A 22,833-nucleotide genomic window follows, 5' to 3' on the forward strand; every position below is an offset into this window, starting at 1 on the left:
GCGGGCGGGCAGAAAAACAAAGGAGCGTCCATACGCTCCTTTTTCATGGTTGGTTACAGGGCCTCGAGGGCATCGGAGAGTTTCTTCACCGGCACCACCTCCATCCCCTCGATGGGATGTTTGGGCGCATTGGCATGCGGGACGATGGCTCGGCGGAAACCGTGCTTGGCCGCCTCCTGCAGTCGCTCCTGACCCGAGGGCACGGGCCGTATCTCGCCGGAGAGTCCCACCTCACCAAAGACCACCAGATCCTTGGGCAGGGCCTGATCCCGGAAGCTCGACACCATGGCCAGCAGCAGCGCCAGATCCGCGCTGGTCTCCTCGACTTTGACGCCACCCACCACGTTGATGAACACATCCTGATCCGCCATCTGCAACCCGCCGTGACGATGCAGCACCGCCAGCAGCATGGCGAGACGGTTGTGGTCCATCCCCACCGCCACCCGGCGCGGATTGGAGAGCTGGGAGTAATCCACCAGCGCCTGCAACTCCACCAGCAGGGGGCGCGTGCCTTCCCAGATCACCATGACGATGGAGCCCGGCGCCTGCTCCTCCCCGCGGCTGAGGAAAATCGCGGAAGGGTTGCTCACCTCCTTCATTCCCTGCCCGGTCATGGCGAAGACCCCCAGTTCGTTGACCGCACCGAAGCGGTTCTTATGGGAGCGCAGGGTGCGAAAACGCGAGTCGTGCCCGCCATCCAGCAGCACGGAGCAGTCGATGCAGTGCTCCAGCACCTTGGGGCCCGCCAGGGTGCCGTCCTTGGTGACGTGGCCCACCATGAAGATGGCCACATGATTCTGCTTGGCATAGCGTGTCAGCAGCGCCGCCGACTCCCGCACCTGGGAGACGGACCCCGGCGCAGACTGCACATCCGCCACGTGCATCACCTGGATGGAGTCGATGACCATGATCTGAGGTTGCTCCTGCTGGGCGATGAGGCAGATCTGCTCTACGCTGGTCTCGGACAACATGCGCAGCTTGTCCGTGGGCAGACCCAGCCGACCGGCCCGCATCGCCACCTGTTGCAGTGATTCCTCACCGGTCACATAAAGGGTCTTCATGCGCTGCGCCAGGCCGCACATGGTCTGCAGCAACAGAGTCGACTTGCCGGCCCCGGGGTTGCCACCGATGAGAATGGCCGAACCGGGGACCACGCCGCCACCGAGTACGCGGTCCAGCTCTTTGAAGCCCGAGCTGAAACGGGGGATCTCCGTGGTGGCGATCTCCGCCAGGGTCTGCACCTGGCTGCCGACGGCGCCCGCATAACCGGTATAGCGAGCGCTCTTGCCGGGTGTCGTCACCCCCAGTCGCACCTCGGTGATGGTGTTCCACTCCTTGCACTCGCTGCACTGGCCTTGCCAGCGGGTGAAGTCGGCTCCACATTCGGAACAAACATAGGCGGTTTTGTTTTTGGCCATGGATAACTCGGGGACAGGATGAATTCCTGCTTGATATACTTGTTTGCGACCGGCAGATCAAACCCAGAATCGGAAAAGTGACTTTCCGCGGCAGGAATACATGGATTCAGAACAACCACTACATCTGATAGAACAACTTGTCCCCCTGCTCCGGGAAAAGGACTTCGACGAAATCTTCAACCGTCTGACCCAGAACGAAAATACGAACAGCCGGTTCCTGCTGAAGATGGAACTCAAACGCAAGTGCACCCCCTGCCGGCGCGTCATCGACATGCGCAACGAGCTGGGCGCCCTCTGTCAGGTGCATGAGTTCGACGGGGTGACCCACTTCATGCCCGCCGAGGCCATCGAGCTGTTTCAATCCCAGTGCTACCTCTACCGGGACAGCTACACCCTGGGGGTCTACGAGGCGCTGCAAGCCTGGTACAAACTCAACCAGGGGCGCAGCGACAATCTGGCGCTGCCCATCAGCCCGTTTCGTCCGTTCGATGTCAGCGCCATCCCCTTCGCCAGCCATTACGGGCGGCAGGAAGAGCGCATGCACTTCAGCTCTCCCATGGTGCTCCAGCTCGCCAACGGCGAGAAGATCCTCGCCAAGAGCTCCGACATCTCCCTCGGCGGCATCCGGGTATCCGTGCCCTATCTGCCCGACTACCAGACAGGCGACCTGATAGCCGTCTTCTTCACCGGACTGGAACGCGATCATCCCCATCCCCTGCTGCGTGACCCGGTCAGCTACCAGATCCTGGGGGAGGAGAGAAAAGAGGACAAATTCTGGCTCAGGCTACTCAAGAACGGCGAACATCCGGTGTTCGACGAGTTCCTGCGCGACTTCATCGAGCGCAACCGCAGCCGCTATCGCGTCAGCGTCGACTACCTGCTCTCCGCCGCAGTCATCAAGGGGTATGAGCAGTTCTATCTGCCGCGCATGACCGGCATGCCCCTCTATTTCGGCAAGGGCAGCATCCCCGCCCTCGAGATCGCCCTGCGCACCGAGAACAACCAGCACATTCTCGAATACTGGCGCGACGCCAAGAACCGCGACATGCTCGCCAGCCTCTTCACCGCTGCCCGCATGCCCTCGTTGCTTCCAGGCAAAGAGGGGCTGCGCGAGACGCTGATCTACAGCTTTACCCATGCGGTACGCAGCCACCTCTACTTCTTCTCCGCGACCCGGGAGGAGCTGGAACAGAGCGGACTGACCGCGCTCTTCTTCCAGATCGGCGCCCGCCGCCCCAGCTGGCGGGTATACAAGTTCAGCATGGAAGCCTGCACCCTGCGGGAGGCCGACCTCGACAACCCCCAGGGCGGGGCGAACCCGTTGCAGGACAGGCTGCTGCGCGAGCGCCTGGCCCAGCTCGGATACGTGGGCATGCTGCAGGAGATAAACCTGGACAACCAGCGCGACGAGTTCCAGCGAGAGACGGGTCAGGATCCGCTCAACGCCAACGCCTTGCAGCGCTTTGGCCATGACATCCATGCCGCCCCCTTCGAGATAGAGACGCTGCACTATGTGCAACTGCGCAAGGAGGCGCGCTACATGCACAAGACGGCCATCGTCTTGCATCACAAGGAGCGATCCTGGGTCGGCTGGACCCGAGACATCTCGGCCCACGGCATGCAAATCGAGCTGGAGGAGCCGTTCGACGGGGAGAAGGGAGACATCATCACTGTGGCTCTGCCCCGTTTGCAGGAGCTCGCCAGAAACATGGACCTGCAACGCCTGCCCTATCGGCTGGTCAGCCTCAACCTGAGCAGAACCGTGCTGCATCTGTGCATCGAGGGGACGGCTGAGCGCCATACCGGCCACCAGTTCTTCAGCCTGCTGATCGAAAGCAACCAGAACAAGCTCAAGACCACCCGGGAGTTCAATCGCTATCGCGGCATGGCCAGGGCGCTGCGCAACCTCTACACCCACCACCTGTTCAACACCCCCGTCTATGTGAACAAGCTCAAGGCCGCCCCGAAACTGGCCGCGGCCGGCCTCTCGCCACAGCCACGCAGCCTTTCCCGTCTGCTGCGCATCTGTGCCGAGCAGGATCAGCAGTTGAACCTGTATCCCCTGTTCCAGGGGGCACTGCTCAAGGCCCTGCTGCTCAATCCCCTGCGCGCCATCGAGCGGGAAGACAAGCCGGAAGAGGAGGAGGTCTACATCGCCGCCCTCCACTCCCAGGGGGGAACCCCCCTGTTTCGCAGCCACCTGGCCAGCAGCTTCAGCTCACCGGATCAAAAGCGCCGCTTCATCGAGCTGGCCCGGCAACAGGGCGAGTTCTATTCGGTACTGGTGGGTATTTCGCGCACCGGCCGCCCGGACACCAGCTTCATCGCGGGTGAACTGGACTACATCGCCAAGTTCGCCATTCACAAGGCCAAGAAGCTGGAAGAGGAGCTCTGGAGTGTCGTGGGCGTGGGTGAACTGACCGATACCACCGAGGCGACCCTGTTCCGCCTTGGCATACCATCCGGGCCCCTCTAGCCAGCAGGGCCGGGAGACAACAAAAAACGGGCACGCAAGCGCCCGTTTTTTGTCTATCAGGCAGCCTGGGGGTTGCGCAGCCAGGCGAGGATGTCGGGGAAGTGATCCTCCTGTGCCTGGGGCGCCGTCAACATGTTGATGTGGTCGTAATCGAGGCGGTTGCCGTTGTCCCGCCCAAGGCGGGTGTGGCGGGCGGCCGAGCCCATCTCGTCGCTGAAGCGGCGCACGTCGACGGGGTGGCCAAGAACCTTGTCCGCCTTGGCGGAGATCATCCAGAGCGGGGGCCAGTTGACCCGGCTCGCCGCCTCGTCATAGGCGAAACCGTCAAAGGGATCCTGCCAGGGCCCGCACTTGACCCAGGGGATGGTCTCCTGCAGGTAGCGCAGGGGCTCATCATCGGCCCCTATCTTCAACCGGCGGGCGGCCAGAAACCCCCGGCGGCGCGCCAGCCAGGGGGCGAGCCGGTTCCAGATCAGATCCACCTTCAACCAGCGCTCCGGGTTCTGCACCGAGACCCCCCGCTTGGTGCCGAAGAACACCAGGCTGGCAACCTGCTCCGCCAGCTCGGGGAAGCGCACCAGGGTCGAGGCCATGATGACGCCGCCCCAGGAGTGGGCCATCCAGTGCACCCGGGCACCGGCATGGCGGGCCGATACCCAGCGCTGCAGGGCGGGAAGATCCTCGGTGATCAGCTCATGCTGGCCGTGGCCGGCCCGCTCGGCGATGGTCGGTGTGCTCAGACCCCGACCACGCAGATCCGCCACATAGACCTGATACCCGTGGCGAGCCAGAAAGCAGGCCAGCCCCTTGCCCGATTCGGTGTAGAAGATGCGGCCGTTCTCGATGGCCCCGTGCACCATCAGGATGGGGTCGGCATGCACCGCGACACCGGGCTGGATATGGCGCACATGGAGTCGATGCTCACCGCAGGGGACAAACAGGGATTGCTGTAACAGTTCCATCTCGTGATCGGCTCCTCCTTGAGCGGGATCAGCACCAGCGTCGGTCGCGACAAGCCAGGGCGCCGAGCAGGCAGAGCACCCCTTCCAGATCGTGGTGATTGAGGGTCGCCGCCGCCTGGGCACGAACCAGGGGTTTGGCATGAATGGCAATACCAAGCCCCGCCACCCCCATCATCTTGAGATCGTTGGCACCATCGCCGACCGCGACCGTCTGGGATGCAACCACCCCGTACTCCGAGGCCAGCTGTTGCAGCGCCTCGGCCTTGGCGGCGGCATCGACGATGGGGCCGCTCACCTTGCCGGTCAGCAGGCCCCCTTCCACCGCCAGCTCGTTGGCGAAAATGGCATCCAGACCCAGAGCACGCTGCAACTCGCCGGCAAAGCGGGTGAAGCCACCGGAGGCGATCGCCACCTTCCAGCCAGCCTGCTTGAGGGTATCGACCATGAGTGGCAGGCCCGGCATCCAGGGCATGTCGGCCGCCACCTCGTCGAGGATGGTGACCGGCGCCCCTTCCAGCAGCGCCACCCGGGCACGCAGACTGTCGGCAAACTCCAGCTTGCCCTGCATGGCTGCCGCGGTAACGGCCGCCACCTGCTCACCGACCCCGGCCAGCCGCGCGATTTCGTCGATGCACTCTATCCTGATCGCGGTGGAATCCATGTCCATCACCAGCAGACCGGGCTCACTCAGGGTAGGCAGGGCGGCCAGATGACACAGGTCGATGTCCCACTCCTGGGCTTTGAGCGCCTGCACCAGCTCGGGGGAGAAGTGGTTGGTGCCAAGCAGCAGCAGTGGAATACCTGCCTGCTCCCCTGCGGGATAGAGGCTGGCCTCGAGCCCCAGGGCATCCAGCTGCTGGGCCAGGCGGGCCAGATGACCGGCCTCCAGCCCCTTGCCAAACAGGACAATCCAGGCGCTGTCGTGGGCGTTGGCCGCGGGCAGCAGGGCTTCGTTGGTGAGCTGCCAGCAGGGGGCACAGCTCAGGGCCCCGGACCAGTCGTGCAGGGAGCGGGGAAGTTGGGACAACAACATAAGAGAGACGCCTTCCTTGGAAATCATGGGGTTCATCATGCGGGCCCAGAGTAGCGTATTGCTTTTTGTACAGGCAAGCGCCAAGATCCCGCCTGCGGTGCGGGCAGACATGGAAACAGACCACCCTGTTTCCCGCTTCGCGGCACCGGGGCACCAGCCAGCCCCGCTCATCCATTACCAGAGGCCCGGTTCTGTGCGTCATCTTCCCATCAAACGTGTTGTCAGCCTGGCGGCGGGAGTCCTGCTCGGTCTCTGGGTGCTGGTGCTGCTCATCCACATGCAGGGAGAGAGCCAGGCCGCCCTGCACGCGGCGGCACGGGACAGGGCACAGGCGCTGGTCGCCTATGCCGCCCGGGACATGCGCCGCTGGATCAAGGAGGACAAGGAGAGCGAACTGGAGAGACTGGCGCAGGATCTGGCCGCCGAGCCTGACATTCTGGACGTCACCCTCTATGACGCCCGCGGTATTCCCCTCGCCCAGTCGGACAACGCCCTGCCGCTGGACAGTCTGCTGCCCATCGGCAGCGACAACAAATCCCTGCCGGAGCAGGGCAAGGGGCGCATCCAGTTCGTCCAGGAGATCCAGGACGGAAACCTGACCCTGGGCTATCTGAGGATCACCCTGGAAGAGCAGAAACTGCTGGCCGCACAGGATACCCATCTCAAGGTCAACCAGGAGAAACAGCGCCTGATGCTGCTGGTGATGCTGCTGGCCGGCCTGCTCATCTCCTACGGGGTGCGTCGCAACTACATGCGGGTGCGCAAGCACAAGAAACAGAGCAAACCCGCCGCTCCGCAATAAGCGGGAGTGGATCCCATCCTCCGGCTTGTATATAACACTGGCAAGATCACTGGCAGGAGAGCCACATGATTGCCCCCCCCTTGCCTCGGGATGAACACAGTCGACTGGAACGACTGCGCATCCTTGGCCTGCTCGACCACGAGCCCATCGATCAGCTTGATCGCCTCACCCGGCTCATCACCCGCCATTTCGCACTCCCCATCGCCATGGTCTCCCTGACCGACGTGAACAGGCAGTGGTTTCTCGCCCGCACCGGGGTCGATATGTGCGAGATCAACCGGGAGCACTCCTTCTGCGGTCATGCCATTTTGCGTCCCGAGATCATGCAGGTACCGGATGCCAGACGGGATCTCCGCTTTGCCGACAATCCGCTGGTGACCGATGATCCCGGCGTGGTCTTCTACGCCGGTCGGCCCCTGCGGGCGCTGGATGGCGTGGTGCTCGGCACCCTCTGCCTGGTGGACCATGTGCCGCGCCATCTCGACGAAGATGCCTGCCGGGATCTCGACGACTTCGGCCGCCTGGTGGAGAACACCCTGCACGACCTGGAGCGGCGCCACCAGGTGCGTACCCTCAACCAGGTGCTGGAAGACAAGGAGCATCTCTTCACCCTCACCTTCAACCAGTCGTCGGTGGGCATGGCCCTCTCCTCCCTTGAGGGGAAATGGCTGAGAGCCAACCCGGGGCTGGAGCGGCTGCTCGGTTACAGCGAGCACGAGATGCTGAGCCGGACCTGGCTCGCCATGACCCATCCCGAAGATCTGCAGCGGGAGCAGCCCCTGTTCGATGCCCTGATCGCGGGGCAACGGCAGGATTACCGGCTGGAGAAGCGGATGATCCGGGCCGATGGCACCCAGTGCTGGGTCCAGCTCAGCGTGACCCTCTGCCAGAGCCGCACCATGGCCCCCCACATGATCGCCGTGTTCGCCGACCTCACCGAGCGCAAACAGGCCGAAGCCGAACTCGTGCGGCTGCAGCAAGGGCTCGAGCAGCAGGTGCAGTCACGGACCAGTGAGCTCTCCCGCACGGTGGAACAGCTGCATCAGGAGATGCGCGAGCGCGGCGCCATGCAGCAGCAGCTGTGGCAGGAGCAGCGCCGCTTGCAGCACATGCTGGAGCACACCAGCAATGCCTTCCTCGAGCTCGATGCCGATTTCATCATCACAGGCTGGAACCCGGCCTCCACCACCCTGCTCGGCTGGCACGCCGACGAGATGCTGGGCCGTCCCCTCTTCGGGCTGCTCGGCGCCGAGCATCCCCTGCTGAGCCTGTCAGGCAACCCGCAGAGTCCGCCACGGCGGCTGGAGTGCGACATCATCACCCGCACAGGCCGGCACATCCCGGTCGAGGTGATTGCCGAGCGTTACCAGTTCGACGGCAAGGTGCGCATCGCCCTGTTTTTGCACGACATCACGGCCCGCCACCAGGTGCTCGCGGAGATCGAGCGTGGCCGTGCCCGACTGCGGGCCATCACCGATGGCCTGCCGGTCACCATCAGCATGGTGTCGCCCGAGGGGCGTTACCTGTTCGCCAACCAGGCCTATTGCCGCTACTTCGGGCTCGATACCGAACAGATGCGGGAAATGAGCGTGCGGGACGTCATCGGCGAGGAGGCCCACGGCAGGGCCATGGCCTATGTGGCAAAGGCCCTCGCCGGTGAGCAGGTGAGTTTCGAGCACCGTTTCGATCTCCCCATAGGCCGACGCGACCTCAGGATCACCATGATCCCGAGCCGGGGCGACGAGCCCGGGGTCTACATCCTCGGCAGCGACATCACCGAGTTCAAGGCGCTGCAAAGCCAGCTGGAACACGAGGCGGCTCACGACCCCCTCACCGGCCTGCCCAACCGGCGCGCCTTCACCCTGCGCCTCTCCCGGGAGCTGGAGCGGGTGCGCCAGAATGCCGAACCCCTGGGCCTGCTGTTCCTCGATCTCGACGGCTTCAAGGGGATCAACGACAGGCTGGGACACCACGTCGGCGATGCCCTGTTGCAACGCTTCGCCCAGGTGCTGAGTGCCGAGGTGCGCCCGGGGGACATGGTGGCGCGCCTGGCCGGCGACGAGTTCACCATCATACTGCCCGCCCTGCGCCAGCCGGAACTGGAGCTGCCCGCCCTGTGCGAGCGGCTGCTGGCGGCCATGGCGGTTCCTGGGGACGTGGCCGGTCACCGGCTGCCCCTTGCCGGCAGCATAGGAGGCGCCCTCTGCCACTCGGGCCAGTATTGTCACATCGACGATCTGCTGCACCGGGCCGATGCCGCCATGTACCGGGCCAAGCAGTCGGGCAAGGGGCGCTTCGCCCTCGATCTCAGCACGGCATAAGGGGCTGTCAGCCCCCCAAAGCAACGGGGAAGCCTCATGCCTCCCCGTTTCTTGACCCACTCCCAGTTCCCCGCAGCGTGGCAGATCGGGAGTCAACGCCCCTCTCACCTGCTGGCTTTCAATCCGAAACGATCTCCCAGGAGCCGTCAGGCTTCTGGCAAGCGGTACCGAAGGCATCCTCCTTCTTGCCCCCCACCGTGATGGTCTGCTGGAATTCGCGGCAGTAGCGGCCACTGCTGCTGGTCCCTTCCCGCACCGCAGTCACCGAGCCGGAGGCGTCGCCATTACTCCAGGTGACGGGATCGTTCAGGGGGGCCGTGGTCGCCTTGACCTGGGCCGCCTCGTGCTCCCGCTGCTGCTCCTCATTGATGTTGTCGAGGATCTTCAGGGTAATGGCGGTGAAGGCCAGCCACTTCCAGGCATCGTTGTCGTCGTAATAACTGCCATAGCCCCCATACCAGTGGCCATAGGGACGAACCACCACCACGTCGTGATAGACACGGCGCCGATTCGGTGGCACGACGATATTGTTGTGGTGATTGTCGATGACCAGGTTGTTGCCCCTGATGTCACGACTATTGTCGATGTGGCGGTTGTCCAGCTGATGGTTGCCCTCGACATGGCGATCCTGTATCTGACGCTGGTTGACATGAACCGGCCGGGTCGCCTTGTCCCGCGCCCTCACATTGCCCCACCCCTCGTTGAATTTTACCGACTCCCGATTGGCCTGACGGGGCACGGCCCTGTGCTGCACCGCGTGGGGCTGGGATACCCGCTGCGGCGCCGACCTGTGCTGGGGCATGTGCTGGCCCCTGCCCTCCAGCGCCAGCGCCTCCTGCCAGAGCGTCGGGACTATCAACATCATGGCAAGCAGCATCGGAGGCAGGATATATATTCGTTTCATGGTGTTAGCCTCATGAGGAGTTGCCCGAAAGTATAGACAGCGCAACTCGCCAGCTGAGTTTTCCATCCCGATGAGGCATAAAAAAACGGCGACCCCTGGGTCGCCGTTTCTGCGTGGAGCCGAAGCCTGGGATCAGTCACCCAGCAGGACGGAGTCCAGCGCGATTTCGATCATGTCGTTGAAGGTCAGCTGACGCTCTTCGGAGGTGGTCTGCTCACCAGTACGGATATGGTCGGAGACGGTGCAGATAGTCAGCGCCTTGGCACCGTACTCGGCGGCCACGCCATAGATACCGGCGGCCTCCATCTCGACACCCAGGATGCCGTATTTTTCCATGACGTCGAACATGGAGGGGTCCGGGGTGTAGAACAGATCGGCGGAGAAGATGTTGCCCACGCGCACGGCCACGCCCTTGTTCTTGGCGGCCTGAACGGCATTGGCCACCAGGTCGAAGTCGGCGATGGCGGCGAAGTCGTGGTCCTTGAAGCGCAGACGGTTCACTTTGGAGTCAGTGCAGGCACCCATGCCGATCACCACGTCACGCAGTTTCACGTCTTCACGCACGGCACCGCAGGAGCCCACGCGGATCAGGGTCTTCACGCCGTAGTCGGTGATCAGCTCTTTTGCGTAGATGGAGCAGGACGGGATGCCCATGCCGTGGCCCATGACGGAGATGCGACGACCCTTGTAGGTGCCGGTGAAACCGAACATGTTGCGCACGTCGCACACCTGCTCGACGTTCTCCAGGAAGGTTTCGGCGATGTACTTAGCACGCAGGGGGTCGCCCGGCATCAGCACGGTATCAGCAAAGGCGCCATCTTTCGCATTGATATGAGGAGTTGCCATTCTCTTTATTCCTTCACACTAGGTTGAGTTTTATTGTCTTTATGGATTGTCCGCTGCCTGCGCGGCGGCGGTACATTACAGGAAACCGGGGCCCTGTGGCACCCCGGGCAGGCGAACCGGCCCGGGGTCACCATCACAGGAAGCTGGTACCGTATTGCAGCTTGGGCAGGCCGTGGTAGGCCGCGATGCTCTGGCCGATGTCGGCGAAGGTCTCGCGACGACCGACGGAGCCCGCCTTGACCGGCTTGCCGTAGAACAGTACCGGAATGTATTCGCGGGTGTGGTCGGTACCACTCCAGGTCGGGTCACAGCCGTGGTCGGCGGTCAGCACCACCACGTCGCCATCCTGCAGCAGGTCGAACAGCTCCGGCAGGCGGGAGTCGAAGTACTCCAGCGCATCGGCGTAGCCCTTGACATCACGGCGGTGACCGTAGGAGGAGTCAAAGTCCACGAAGTTGGTGAAGACGATGGTCTGGTCACCGGCCGCTTTCACCTCTTCCAGAGTCCTGTCCCACAGCTCGGTCAGACCGGTCCCCTTCACCTGCTTGGTGATGCCCTGCTGGGCATAGATGTCGGCGATCTTGCCGATGGAGACCACCTGGCCACCCGCTTCCTTCATGTAGTCCAGCACGGTCGGCGCCGGCGGCAGCACGGAGTAGTCGTGGCGGTTGCCGGTGCGCTTGAAGTTGCCCTTGCCGCTGCCCACGAACGGACGCGCGATGACGCGGCCGATGTTGTAGGGCTCCAGCAGCTCGCGCACGATGTGGCACAGCTCATAGAGCTTCTCGAGGCCATAGGTCTCTTCGTGGCAGGCAATCTGGAACACGGAGTCGGCAGAGGTGTAGAGGATCGGCTTGCCGGTGCGCATGTGCTCTTCGCCCAGATCGTCCAGCACCTGGGTACCGGAGGCGTGGCAGTTGCCCAGATACCCGGGCAGACCGGCCTTCTCGACGATGGCATCCAGCAGCTCCTGCGGGAAGCTGTTGTGGTGGTCATGGAAGTAACCCCACTCGAACAAGACGGGCACGCCGGCAATCTCCCAGTGACCGGACGGGGTGTCCTTGCCGGAGGAGAGCTCCTGGGCAAAGCCGTAGGCGCCGACCACTTCGATGTCCTTGTTCAGTCCGTCCGGGAAGGTGCCGCTGGCGAGTTCGCCCGCGTGGCCCAGACCCAGCTTGCTGAGGTTTGGCAGGTTGAGAGCGCCACGGCCCTCGATCTCACCGGCGGCGCACGCCTTGGCGATATGGCCAAGGGTATTGGCACCCACGTCGCCGAACTTGTCGGCATCGGCGGCAGCACCAATACCGAAAGAGTCCATCATCAGAATAAAGGTACGTTTCATGGGACTTCCCCTTGTTACAAATCAGCCAGACCGATGCGACGGTAAACCTCGGGCAGCGCCTCTGGTCGGGTGTCGCCGATCTTCACGGCAGCCTGCACCATGCGGGCAGCCTCGGCAAATTGAGCTTCTGTCTGAGCGTGGATCAGGGCGAGCGGCTTGTCAGCATCGACGCTCTGACCCAGGCGGATAAAGTCGGTCAGACCGACGGCATAATCGAGTTTGTCGGCGGCGGCGCGGCGACCGCCCCCCATGGCGACCACCGCCAGACCCAGTTCACGGGTGTCCATGGCGGTGACGAATCCGCTGTGGGCCGCGTAGACGGGGCGCACGATGGCGGCTTTGGGCAGGTAGGCGTCGTAGCGCTCCATGAAGTCGGCGGGACCGCCGAGGCCGGTCACCATGCGCCCGAAGATCTCGGCTGCCTTGCCGTTGTCGAGCACCGCCTGCAGCTTGGTGCGGGCATCGCCATCATCGCTGGCAAGACCGGCGGAGATCAGCATCTCGGCACACAGGGCAATGGTCACTTCGTGGATGCGCGGGTTGCGATACTCACCGGTCAGGTAGCGCACCGCTTCGCGCACTTCCACGGCGTTGCCGGCGCTGGAGGCCAGCACCTGGTTCATGTCGGTCAGGAGTGCAGAGGTGCGGCAGCCGGCACCGTTGGCCACGGCGACGATGCTCCTGGCAAGCTCTTCAGAGGCTTCAAAGGTCGGCATGAAGGCGCCGGAGCCCACCTTCACGTCCATCACCAGCGCTTCCAGCCCGGAGGCAAGCTTCTTGGAGAGGATGGAGCCGGTGATCATGGCAATGGACTCGACGGTGGCGGTGATATCCCGTACCGCGTAGATACGCTTGTCCGCCGGGGCGAGATCGCCGGTCTGGCCGATGATGGCGACACCCGCCTCTTTCACCACTTTCAGGAAGCGGTCGTTGTCGACCGAGGTCTGGTAGCCGGGGATGGCATCCAGCTTGTCGAGGGTACCGCCGGTGTGGCCGAGACCACGGCCGGAAATCATGGGCACGAAACCGCCGCACGCAGCGACCATCGGGCCCAGCATCAGGGAGACGACGTCACCCACACCGCCGGTGGAGTGCTTGTCGACGATGGGGCCGCCCAGGTTGAGGTGATCCCAGGTCAGCACCATGCCGGAGTCGCGCATAGCGCAGGTCAGGGCGACCCGCTCATCCATGGTCATGTCCTTGAAGTAGACCGCCATGGCCAGGGCCGCTATCTGCCCCTCGCCGATGGTGTTGTTGGTAATGCCCTGAACGAAGAATTGAATCTCTTGGGTACTGAGCGCTTCACCGTTGCGCTTCTTGCGAATAATTTCTTGAGGCAAAAACATCTTTCATTCCCTCCGTGCACAGTGCACGAACACAGACCGAACCAGATCCGAAAGGGGGCGGCGCACCGCCCCCTGCCGCCGCTTAGTAACCGCTGGTATTGGCAGGCTTGTCGCCATGCCCCAGGGTCGCCAGCAGGCTGGCCAGCAGGCTGGAGGCGCCGAAGCGGAAGGTGCGGGCGGATACCCAGTCCTTGCCCAGGATCTCTTCGGCCATGGCCAGGTACTGACCCGCCACGGCGGCGTCTTTCACGCCACCGGCCGGCTTGAAGCCCACTTTCGGGTTCTTGGCCTTGATCACTTCCATCATGATACGGGCCGCTTCAGGGGTCGCGTTCACCGGCACCTTGCCGGTGGAGGTCTTGATGAAATCGGCACCGGCGTCGATGGAGATCTCGGAGGCGCGACGGATCAGCGCCTCTTCCTTCAACTCGCCGGTCTCGATGATCACTTTCAGCAGTACCTTGGCGCCGCAGGCTTCCTTACATGCTTTGACCAGATCGAAGCCGACCTGTTCATTGCCGGCCATGAAGGCGCGGTACGGGAAGACCACGTCCACCTCGTCGGCACCGTAGGCCACGGCGGCGCGGGTCTCGGCCACGGCGATCTCGATGTCGTCGTTGCCGTGGGGGAAGTTGGTCACGGTCGCGATGCGCACGTCGGCAGCGCCGATGTCACGCAGGGTCTTGCGCGCGATGGGAATGAAACGGGGGTAGATGCAGACGGCGGCGGTCAGGCCAGCCGGAGACTTGGCCTTGTGGCACAGGTCGATCACCTTCTGATCGGTGTCGTCATCGTTCAGGGTGGTCAGGTCCATCAGGTTCAGGGCGCGTTGGGCGGCCACTTTCAGATCAGTCATGCTATGTCTCCAAAGTCTTGTTAAGCCCCATCACCCGCGATCGGCTTCACCGAACACCAAGGGTCGGCAGAGACGTTCCCGGAGCAACGGGATATGGAATTGCAGCGCAAATGCACAGGCAATACGGCTGCAAATAAGGCAAGAGCCCTGTCACTTTCTTACAAAAGTGCGGACTTGGTTCCATGAAGACTTGAGAAAGGCCGACTACGCAGACCCGACTTCCCAATCAATTCCATTTGACCGCCAACACCCGGATTCACCGGGCATTAGTCAATGCCAGCACCCTGCTGGCATCGCCTATTTCAGCCGAGATACCCCGTGTTTGCAAGCCGGATTTGCCAATTTCAGAGGTACCTCACACCCGGCAAATCCAGCGCTGGAAGGCGCTTAAGAGAAGAAGCGGGTCAGGATCCAAGAGTAGGCAATGCCCCCCAGATAGACCCCCACGATCCCCATGACGCCGGAGAGGACGGGCGGCGCCGGTATCGGCAACTTGAGGAAAGAAAACAACACCCCAACGATAAAGCCGGCCGCCATAGCCAGTAGCACTTCATTCATAGAACCTCCGATTTGACTCACTTTATTATTAGTCTTGACAGGAAAACGGTTGTCACCACCCCAAACGAGAACGCCACAGCAAATCGCTGTGGCGTTCGTCTTTATCCTGTCAGTCAGGCGATGTTACATGCCGGACAGCGCCAGGAAGAAGCCTGCGATGGTCGCAGACATCAGGTTGGACAGGGAACCTGCCAGCACGGCCTTCAGACCGAACTTGGCGATGGTGCCGCGACGGTTTGGTGCCATGGAGCCCAGACCACCCAGCAGGATGGCGACGGAGGACAGGTTGGCGAAGCCGCACAGGGCGAAGGAGATGATCGCCTTGGTGTGCTCGGACATGGCCACACCGTTGATCAGCACTTCATCCTTCAGGTAGGGGGCAAAGTTCAGGTAAGCCACGAACTCGTTGACCACCAGCTTCTGACCGATGAAGGAACCGGCCACGACCGCTTCGCTCCAGGGCACGCCGATCAGGAAGGCCAGCGGGGAGAACAGCCAGCCCAGCAGCAGCTCCAGGGAGAGTTGCGGGTAACCGAACCAGCCGCCCACACCGGAGAAGATGCCGTTGATCATGGCGATGAGGCCGATGAAGGCCAGCAGCATGGCACCCACGTTCAGGGCCAGTTGCAGACCGGCGGAGGCACCGGCGGCAGCGGCGTCGATCACGTTGGCAGGTTTGTCGTCCAGCTCACCTTCTGCGGTGTTCTCGTCGTAGCTCGGGGTCTCGGTTTCCGGTACCAGCAGCTTGGCGAACAGCAGACCACCCGGGGCAGCCATGAAGGAGGCTGCGATCAGGTATTCCATCTTGACGCCCATGGAGGCGTAACCGGCCAGCACGGAGCCGGCAACGGAAGCCAGACCACCACACATGACGGCAAACAGCTCGGAGTCGGTCATCTTGGAGATGAAGGGACGTACCACCAGCGGGGCTTCGGTCTGACCGACGAAGATGTTGGCAGTGGCGGAGAGGGATTCGGTACGGGAGGTGCCCAGCACCTTCTGCAGACCGCCGCCCAGCAGCTTGATCACCCACTGCATGATGCCGAGGTAGTAGAGTACCGCGATCAGGGAAGAGAAGAAGATGATGACGGGCAGGACGCGGAAGGCGAAGACGAAGCCACCGCCACCGAACACTTCGAACATCTTGTTGCCAACCAAACCACCGAACAGGAATTCGATGCCGTTCTGGCCATAACCGATGACGCTGGAGACGGCGTCGGACACGCCCACCAGGATGTCACGACCGACCGGCACGTAGAGCACGAAGGCCCCCAGACCGGCCTGGATGGCAAAGGCGCCACCTACGGTACGAATTTTGATTGCCTTGCGGTTGCTGGAGAACAGCACCGCAATAAGGATGAGCGTCGCCATCCCTACCAGACCCATTATCAGATTCATTATTAACACTTCCTCTTTAGTAGCACCTGCCAGCTTGTTAACGATTTGTGTATTGAAGCCGCTAATCAAGGGTGCGCATTATACTAATTACGGTGCGACAAAATAGAATACTGGTCACATTTTATAAGCCACAAACGGCCTGAACATCGTTTAATTAGACCGCAAACGATTTTTATGGGCCCTGTTTTTTATCACTCGGTCATCATTTGATAATCAAATGTTAATTTCATGATTTCCTGGGGGGAACAGCCGCCGGGTGGAGTCATGTAACACCGAAATAACATCCTCCAGCGGTTGCTGCCGCAATTGTGCCAACAAGCGGGCTATGGTCGGCAGGCTGGCCGGCGTGTTCACCTCCCCCTGCTGGCCTTGCAGCGGCATGTCGGGAGCGTCGGTTTCCAGCAGCAAGGCCTCCAGCGGCATCTGGCGTATCGCCTCCCGGGTCTTGTTGGCCCGCTCATAGCTGATGACCCCCCCGATCCCCAGCCTGAAACCCAGTTGCCAGAACACCTCCGCCTGATGCAGGGAGCCGCTGAAGGCATGAATGACCCCCCCTTGTGGCGGAGTGAAGCGCCGCAGGATCTTGGCGACCGTGTCGTTGGCACGCACCGAGTGGACGATGAGGGGCAGCGCATGCGCCATGGCCAGCCGCACCTGCGCCTCGAACATCTCGACCTGCCCCTCCTGCGGCACATGGGAGCGCAGATCCAGCCCGCACTCCCCCACGGCCACCAGCCCACGGGGCCGACTCGCCAGCAGGGTCTCCAGCCGGGTCAGTGCATCCCGGGGCTGCTTGCCCACATACCAGGGATGGATCCCCAGGCCATAGCGGATGTCGTCGTGGCGCTCGGCCAGCGCCATCACCCGCCCCCAGTTTTCCTCTCCCACGGCGGGGATGATATACTCGCCCACCCCCAGCTGGCGCCACCGGGTCAGCAGCGCCTCCCTATCGGCGTCAAAGACCGGAAAATCGAGGTGGCAGTGGGTGTCTATCAATTCCATGTCGCGCTTACCTGTCTGTCGTACTCAATGGGTTCATTCCATGCCAACACACGTTTCCCGAGGCTTTACCCTGATAGAACTGGTGCTGGTCATCATCGTGCTGGGGATCCTGGCCGTGACCGCCCTGCCCCGCTTCATCAACATCCAGGACGACGGGCTCAAGAGCAGCGTCTCGTCCACGGCGGGCAGCTTTGCCAGTGCCGCCCGGCTCGCCCACGCCGGCTGGGCGGTCAAGGTGAAGGGGGAGCCCCTGGCACTCTACAACTTTAGCGGCATGGGCAGGCAGGATCTCGACATCAACAGCCATGGCTGGCCGGTGGGCACCAAGGAGGACCAGGGAGGTCAGGGGCCCGATACCGTCTTCCCCGGTGGCGACAGCGATCAGATCTCCGTCAGCAGCCGGGACGACTGCGAGAGCCTGTTTGGCGCCCTGCTCGATACCGATCTGACGGTGGCCGATGAGTTGCACCAGGATTCAGACAGTGACTACATCTCCCGGCTCATCCCGGCAGACGCTCAGGCTGACGGCGCCCTTCGTCACGACAACTGCCGCTATACCCTGCGCAGCTCCGTGGGCCGCTTCCCGGCATACCCCGACGGGCTCTCGTTCGACTACAACAGCGTCACTGGCGCCGTGACTCGCCAGTTCCAGTGAGGTCGTCGCCCTTCTCCGGGCGCTTCTCGTCTTCATCATGGCGTACCGGCGCGCAGCAGCGCCGGTTCTCCGGTGTGAGTCCCCACTCCTGGCACCAGGCATCGTAGCGAGCCAGCCAACGCAGCAATATCCCCTTCATGGGCGCCTCCTTGTCTCGATGGTTTCCCCACAAGCCTGCCCCAATCCAACTCCCCAGACCAGCATCTCGGGGCCAGCGGCGTCATGGCCTGTCCAGCGGCAGCAGCAGCCCCATGGAAATCTCGTCCACATAGCCCTCGTCCAGCCGATAGGCCTGCCGTCTCACCCCTTCCTCCACGAACCCGCACTTGCGATACAAGGCGTGGGCCACCTCGTTGTGGGCCATCACTCCCAGCTCCAGCCGGTGGATACCGAGATCCCTCGCGGCCGCGATCAGGGTACGCAGCAACCGTTCACCCCATCCCTGCCCGCGCGCCCCCGAACGCAGCCCCATCACCACCAGGGCGCAGTGGCGGTTGCGTGCCAGGCCGCCACCAAGGAGCGCGGCAAACCCTTGCACCTCCCCCGCCAGATCCAGCAGCCACATGGCCTGGTTGGGGGACGCGGCCATGGCCTCGAGCCGCCTGCGCTGCCCCGCTATGTCCGAGGGGCGCTCTCCCGCTTCATACAGCATGAAGCGGGTCTCCCTGTCCAGTTGCCCGAAGAAGCGGTCCAGCACCGCCGCATCCTCCACCCCTGCCATACGAATCATCAGCCTGTTCTCCCTGCCTGGTGGTTCTGCCGACCACGACCATAAAAAAACGACTCCCTCAGGAGTCGTTTTTATCAGAGCCATCTGGCTAACGCCACGCCCTCGGCCCGATCAGGCTTTCGCTGGCAGGCTCAGGCAGGCGACCGCTTCCACCTGCATCGTGCGAGGGGAAGATCCCGAGCGACGATCAGGCCTTGGCTGGCAGGCTCAGGCGAGCAACGGCTTCCACGTGCATGGAGTGCGGGAACATGTCCACCGGCTGCACCTCGTCCAGCACGAAGCCCTGCTTGACCAGCCAGGCGAGATCCCGGGCCAGGGTCTGGGGGTTGCAGGAGACATAGACCAGACGACGCGGCGCCATGGCCACCAGGGTCTGCAATACCGCCTTGTCACAGCCCTTGCGGGGCGGATCCATCACCACCACGTCGGCACTCACCCCGTCGGCATGCAGGGCAGGCATCAGCTGCTCCGCCTTGCCCACGTGGAACTCGGTCTGCTCGATGCCGTTGAGGGCCGCATTGCGACGGGCGTCGCTGATGGCGCTCTCCACCGACTCAATCCCCACCACCTTGGCGGCCTTGCCTGCCAGGAACAGGGAGATGGTGCCGATGCCGCAATAGATGTCGAACACCGTCTCGCTGCCGGTCAGCTCGCAATACTCCAGCGCCTTGGAGTAGAGCACGTCGGTCTGGCTCGGGTTGTTCTGGAAGAAGGAGAGGGGCGAGATCTCGAATTCGAGCTCGTGGATCTTGTCGCGGATCACCCCGCTGCCCAGCAGCACCCGGTTCTTGTCACCCAGGATGCGGTTGGTGCGCGCCTCGTTGATGTTCTGCACCAGAGTAGTGACCGGCAGATCCGCCAGGGCCGCCAGCAGCTCGGCTTCGAACGGCAGCGCTTCGCCCAGGGTCACCAGCACCACCATCAGCTCGCCGCTCTTGAAGCCCTTGCGGGTCATCAGGTTGCGCACGCAGCCGGTGTGGGCCACCTCGTCATAGGCCGCGATGTCGTGCTCGCGCATCCAGTTGCGTACCCGGGCATTGAGCTCCACGTGCAGCGAGTCCTGCACCGCGCAATCATCGGCGGTGATGAGGTCGTGGGAGTGCTTGCGATAAAAACCGATCTCGGCGCCCGCCTCGCTGCCACGCACCGCGTACTGGGCCTTGTTGCGGTAGGCAAACGGCGTCTCCATGCCGAGGATGGGGTTGACCACGGCCTCACCCAGCCCGACCTGCTCCAGTGCGCTCTGCACCAGGCTCTGCTTGAGGGCAAGCTGGGCCGGATAGGCCAGCGGGCGCACCTGGCAGCCACCGCACTCGGTGTTGGGGCAAAAATCGGCCACCCGATCGGCAGAGGGCTGGGTCAGCTCGACCAGCTTGCCGTGCAGGTAGTTCGGTTTGACCTCGGTCAACTCGACCAGCGCCTGCTCACCGGGCAGCAGACCCTCGACAAACAGGGGGCGATCGAACAGGCGACCCTTGCCATCCCCCTTGTCGGTCAGTTCCAGAATATCGATCTGATGTTGGTGTCCCACTAACGGCATGAGCGGCTCCGAAGGCATGAAAGAGAGGGTGACGACGGGGCAGACCCGGCGACCCCGAATAAAGGGTGGCAGAGTTTAGCGGAGATCCGCCCAAAATGCAGGCATAAAAGACCCCGCAAACACAAATAGCGACCCCGGCCACCAGCGGCCCGGTCCGGGCAGCCTGGCCAGCCCGCCCCAATAAAAAACCGCCGGACGGGGCCGGCGGTATGACATTCATGGCAGCAGGATCAATGGCTGTAGGCTTTCTCGCCGTGACTGGTCACGTCCAGCCCTTCGCGCTCGGCATCTTCCTTCACCCGCAGACCGATCAGCAGGTCCACCAGCTTGTAGGCCACGGCCGAGACCAGGGCGGTCCAGACCACGGTCACCCCCACGCCGATGACCTGTACCTTGACCTGGGCCAGGATGGAGTATCCCTCGGCCACCTGGTTGGTCACATAGTCCCACACCCCGGTGCCGCCCAGATCCGGGCTGGCGAACACCCCGGTCAGCACGGCCCCCAGGATCCCGCACACCCCGTGCAGGCCGAACACGTCCAGGCTGTCATCGGCCCCCAGCAGACGCTTGAGACCGTGCACGCCCCACAGACCGGCCACCCCGCTGAGCAGGCCGATGATGAGGGCGCCCCCCACACCGACGAAACCGGCGGCAGGGGTGATGGCAACCAGGCCCGCCACCGCACCGGAGACAGCGCCAAGCAGGGAGGGACGGCCCTTCATCGCCCACTCGGCGAAGGTCCAGGAGAGGGCGGCAGCGGCCGGTGCGATCCAGGTGTTGGCGAAGGCCAGGGCCGCCGTGCCGTTGGCTTCGAGGGAGGAGCCAGCGTTGAAGCCGAACCAGCCGAACCACAGCAGGGCGGCACCGATCATGGTCATGGTCAGGCTGTGGGGGGTCATGGGGTCACGGCCATAGCCAACCCGTTTGCCCACCATGAAGGCCCCTACCAGACCGGCCACCGCGGCGTTGATGTGCACCACGGTGCCGCCGGCGAAGTCCAGAGCGCCGTGCTGGAACAGATAGCCTGCGGTGGCACCGGCCGCTTCGGCGGCGGCCGCATCCGTGTAGGCATCCGGACCCGCCCAGTACCACACCATGTGCGCCATCGGGATATAGGCGAAGGTGAACCAGATCACCGCGAACAGCAGCACCGCCGAGAACTTCATCCGCTCGGCAAAGCCGCCAACGATGAGCCCGCAGGTGATGGCGGCAAAGGCGCCCTGGAACACCACGTAGATGAACTCGCTGATCCCGACCCCCTTGCTGAAGGTGGCGGCGATGGAATCCGGCGTCACCCCCATCAACAGCACCTTGTCGAAGGAGCCGTAGAAGGCGCCGCCCTCGGTGAAGGCCAGGGAGTAGCCGTAGACCACCCAGAGGACGGTGATGAGGCAGAACAGGGTGAACACCTGCATCAGCACGCTCAGCATGTTCTTGGCGCGCACCAGGCCGCCGTAAAAGAGGGCGAGGCCCGGCACGGACATCAGGATCACCAGGGCCGCCGCCACCATCAGCCAGGTATTGTCCCCCTTGTTGATGGTCACGGTCGCGGCCGCCTGTACCACATCGGCCTGCGCGGCCACCTCTTCGGCCCAGCCCGGGGCGGCCATGGTGGCGGCCAGCGCCAGCAGGCCAGTCATTACGAGTCTCTTGAACATACAGCCCTCTCCTTGTCGTCCCGGCATCCGGGTCCATTTCCTGATATGCATTTCCAACCTGGCCACCTGCCCACCGCACCTGTGTGGCTCACGGAGACATCATGGCGACATGACATGGGGAAAGCATAAAGCAGGCCAAGAAAAATAATCCTTTTATTTCATGGCCTTATGTTTTTATCACATTCAACACGCACCATCTTGGCGCACGATGCCCGGTTACAGGGGGAAAATCGCACTTTGGCTGTGCATTGCCGGGAAAATGCACCAGGATGACCCAACCGCCTCACAATGACGGGGCGAACCCGTGGTGATGTCACCCTGGCAGGCTTTTCTATCCCGCTAAGGTATTTATGAAATAAATGAAATGGGCCATACCATGGTGAAATCAAATGAGGCTGACGGCCAATATCCCCCCACCCGAGGGGCACAAGCACTTTAAGAGTGCAAACTCGCACCATTCGTCTGGTCTGCCCCGAAATGCCCGGTCATACTGGCAAGCCATCATCCCCTGTTCCCAGCGCCGCGAGGAGCCCATGCCCAATCTCAACGTGACCGAAATCAAGGCCTTCGTGCCTGCCCGGGATTTCACACTGTCAAAGCAGTTCTATCAGGATCTCGGCTTTACCCTGGCCTCCGATGGCGACGGCGTGGCCTATTTTCATCTCGGCAACGCAAGCTTCCTGCTGCAGGATGGCAACCCCCCGGGGCTGGCCGAGCAGCTCATGATGCACCTCCTGGTGGAGGACGTGGCCGCCTGGCAGGAGCAGGTGGCAACGAGCCAGCTGGCCCGCCGCTATGGCGTCAGGGTCACGGAGCTCGTCACCCAGCCGTGGCGCATGAAGGAGTTCTGTCTGTACGACCCCTCAGGCGTGCTGTGGCGCATCGCGCAGAATATCGACTGAGGGGATGGCAGTCCGAGAGGCTGATGGCCCGAGAGCCTGTGGGTCTGAATGTCTGAGAGCCTGTGGGTCTGAGGGTCTGAGGGT

20 protein-coding genes are annotated in these 22,833 nt (G+C 63.0%); 5 read left to right on the forward strand and 15 right to left on the reverse strand.

Annotated elements, in window-relative coordinates; genetic code table 11:
- Positions 1-53 precede the first annotated feature (53 nt).
- Positions 54-1,418, reverse strand: a complete 1,365-nt coding sequence (gene radA, locus BN1120_RS04540) for a DNA repair protein RadA (RefSeq protein WP_010673036.1) — start codon at positions 1,416-1,418, stop codon at positions 54-56.
- A gap of 100 nt (positions 1,419-1,518) precedes the next feature.
- On the opposite strand from radA, the gene BN1120_RS04545 reads away from it, so the two are divergent.
- A complete protein-coding gene (locus BN1120_RS04545) occupies positions 1,519-3,894 on the forward strand; it encodes a PilZ domain-containing protein (protein WP_042014931.1) in 2,376 nt (791 codons plus the stop codon).
- A 56-nt stretch (positions 3,895-3,950) separates the two neighbouring features.
- Here the strand turns inward: BN1120_RS04545 and BN1120_RS04550 are convergent, their stop codons facing one another.
- Together BN1120_RS04550 and serB are read right to left on the reverse strand one after the other, a co-directional pair.
- The gene (locus BN1120_RS04550) at positions 3,951-4,856 is read right to left on the reverse strand and encodes an alpha/beta fold hydrolase (RefSeq protein ID WP_041214455.1); all 906 of its coding nucleotides are present in this window, start codon (positions 4,854-4,856) and stop codon (positions 3,951-3,953) included.
- A gap of 28 nt (positions 4,857-4,884) precedes the next feature.
- A complete protein-coding gene (gene serB, locus BN1120_RS04555) occupies positions 4,885-5,889 on the reverse strand; it encodes a phosphoserine phosphatase SerB (protein WP_042014932.1) in 1,005 nt (334 codons plus the stop codon).
- A 193-nt stretch (positions 5,890-6,082) separates the two neighbouring features.
- Here serB and BN1120_RS04560 point away from each other — a divergent pair, with 193 nt between their 5' ends.
- Both BN1120_RS04560 and BN1120_RS04565 read left to right on the forward strand, forming a co-directional pair.
- Positions 6,083-6,691 carry an AhpA/YtjB family protein gene (locus BN1120_RS04560; protein ID WP_010673032.1) on the forward strand — a complete coding sequence of 203 codons (609 nt, stop codon included), beginning with the start codon at positions 6,083-6,085 and terminating at the stop codon, positions 6,689-6,691.
- A gap of 65 nt (positions 6,692-6,756) precedes the next feature.
- Positions 6,757-9,012 (forward strand): sensor domain-containing diguanylate cyclase, encoded by a 2,256-nt coding sequence (locus tag BN1120_RS04565; protein ID WP_042014933.1) that lies wholly within the window; start codon positions 6,757-6,759, stop codon positions 9,010-9,012.
- A 118-nt stretch (positions 9,013-9,130) separates the two neighbouring features.
- On the opposite strand, the gene BN1120_RS04570 is transcribed toward BN1120_RS04565, so the two are convergent.
- The 8 genes from BN1120_RS04570 to BN1120_RS04610 form a co-directional block, all read right to left on the reverse strand.
- Positions 9,131-9,916, reverse strand: a complete 786-nt coding sequence (locus BN1120_RS04570; protein ID WP_223956164.1) for an RT0821/Lpp0805 family surface protein — start codon at positions 9,914-9,916, stop codon at positions 9,131-9,133.
- Between the two features lie 132 nt (positions 9,917-10,048).
- A complete protein-coding gene (deoD, locus tag BN1120_RS04575) occupies positions 10,049-10,762 on the reverse strand; it encodes a purine-nucleoside phosphorylase (protein ID WP_039039949.1) in 714 nt (237 codons plus the stop codon).
- 133 nt (positions 10,763-10,895) lie between these two features.
- The gene (locus tag BN1120_RS04580; RefSeq protein ID WP_042014935.1) at positions 10,896-12,104 is read right to left on the reverse strand and encodes a phosphopentomutase; all 1,209 of its coding nucleotides are present in this window, start codon (positions 12,102-12,104) and stop codon (positions 10,896-10,898) included.
- A 14-nt stretch (positions 12,105-12,118) separates the two neighbouring features.
- Positions 12,119-13,450 (reverse strand): thymidine phosphorylase, encoded by a 1,332-nt coding sequence (gene deoA / locus BN1120_RS04585; RefSeq protein WP_042014937.1) that lies wholly within the window; start codon positions 13,448-13,450, stop codon positions 12,119-12,121.
- 82 nt (positions 13,451-13,532) lie between these two features.
- A complete protein-coding gene (deoC, locus tag BN1120_RS04590) occupies positions 13,533-14,306 on the reverse strand; it encodes a deoxyribose-phosphate aldolase (RefSeq protein WP_039039946.1) in 774 nt (257 codons plus the stop codon).
- A gap of 387 nt (positions 14,307-14,693) precedes the next feature.
- A complete protein-coding gene (locus BN1120_RS04600; protein ID WP_010673027.1) occupies positions 14,694-14,864 on the reverse strand; it encodes a XapX domain-containing protein in 171 nt (56 codons plus the stop codon).
- A 123-nt stretch (positions 14,865-14,987) separates the two neighbouring features.
- Positions 14,988-16,262: a NupC/NupG family nucleoside CNT transporter gene (locus BN1120_RS04605; RefSeq protein WP_010673026.1), complete on the reverse strand. Its 1,275-nt coding sequence runs from the start codon at positions 16,260-16,262 to the stop codon at positions 14,988-14,990.
- A 213-nt stretch (positions 16,263-16,475) separates the two neighbouring features.
- Positions 16,476-17,264, reverse strand: coding sequence for a TatD family hydrolase (locus BN1120_RS04610; RefSeq protein WP_042014940.1), 789 nt, complete (start codon positions 17,262-17,264; stop codon positions 16,476-16,478).
- Between the two features lie 40 nt (positions 17,265-17,304).
- Here BN1120_RS04610 and tppF point away from each other — a divergent pair, with 40 nt between their 5' ends.
- Positions 17,305-17,919, forward strand: coding sequence for a type IVa pilus pseudopilin TppF (tppF, locus tag BN1120_RS04615; protein WP_042014943.1), 615 nt, complete (start codon positions 17,305-17,307; stop codon positions 17,917-17,919).
- On the opposite strand, the gene BN1120_RS21520 is transcribed toward tppF, so the two are convergent.
- The 4 genes from BN1120_RS21520 to amt all read right to left on the reverse strand — a co-directional run bounded on the left by BN1120_RS21520 (position 17,888) and on the right by amt (position 21,847).
- Positions 17,888-18,058, reverse strand: coding sequence for a DUF5363 family protein (locus tag BN1120_RS21520; RefSeq protein ID WP_167418745.1), 171 nt, complete (start codon positions 18,056-18,058; stop codon positions 17,888-17,890). The genes tppF and BN1120_RS21520 overlap by 32 nt on opposite strands.
- An 81-nt stretch (positions 18,059-18,139) precedes the next feature.
- Positions 18,140-18,649 (reverse strand): GNAT family N-acetyltransferase, encoded by a 510-nt coding sequence (locus BN1120_RS04620; RefSeq protein WP_197713265.1) that lies wholly within the window; start codon positions 18,647-18,649, stop codon positions 18,140-18,142.
- Between the two features lie 187 nt (positions 18,650-18,836).
- A complete protein-coding gene (gene rlmD / locus BN1120_RS04625) occupies positions 18,837-20,189 on the reverse strand; it encodes a 23S rRNA (uracil(1939)-C(5))-methyltransferase RlmD (protein WP_039039940.1) in 1,353 nt (450 codons plus the stop codon).
- Positions 20,190-20,419: 230 nt separating this feature from the next.
- On the reverse strand, positions 20,420-21,847 hold the full coding sequence (amt, locus tag BN1120_RS04630) for an ammonium transporter (RefSeq protein WP_010673021.1): 1,428 nt from the start codon (positions 21,845-21,847) through the stop codon (positions 20,420-20,422).
- A 533-nt stretch (positions 21,848-22,380) separates the two neighbouring features.
- Between amt and BN1120_RS04635 the strand changes: the two genes are divergently transcribed.
- Positions 22,381-22,749, forward strand: coding sequence for a VOC family protein (locus BN1120_RS04635; RefSeq protein ID WP_042014946.1), 369 nt, complete (start codon positions 22,381-22,383; stop codon positions 22,747-22,749).
- Positions 22,750-22,833 lie beyond the last annotated feature (84 nt).

It is taken from the genome of Aeromonas caviae (genome assembly GCF_000819785.1).
In the GTDB taxonomy this organism is placed as follows: Bacteria; Pseudomonadota; Gammaproteobacteria; order Enterobacterales; family Aeromonadaceae; genus Aeromonas; species Aeromonas caviae.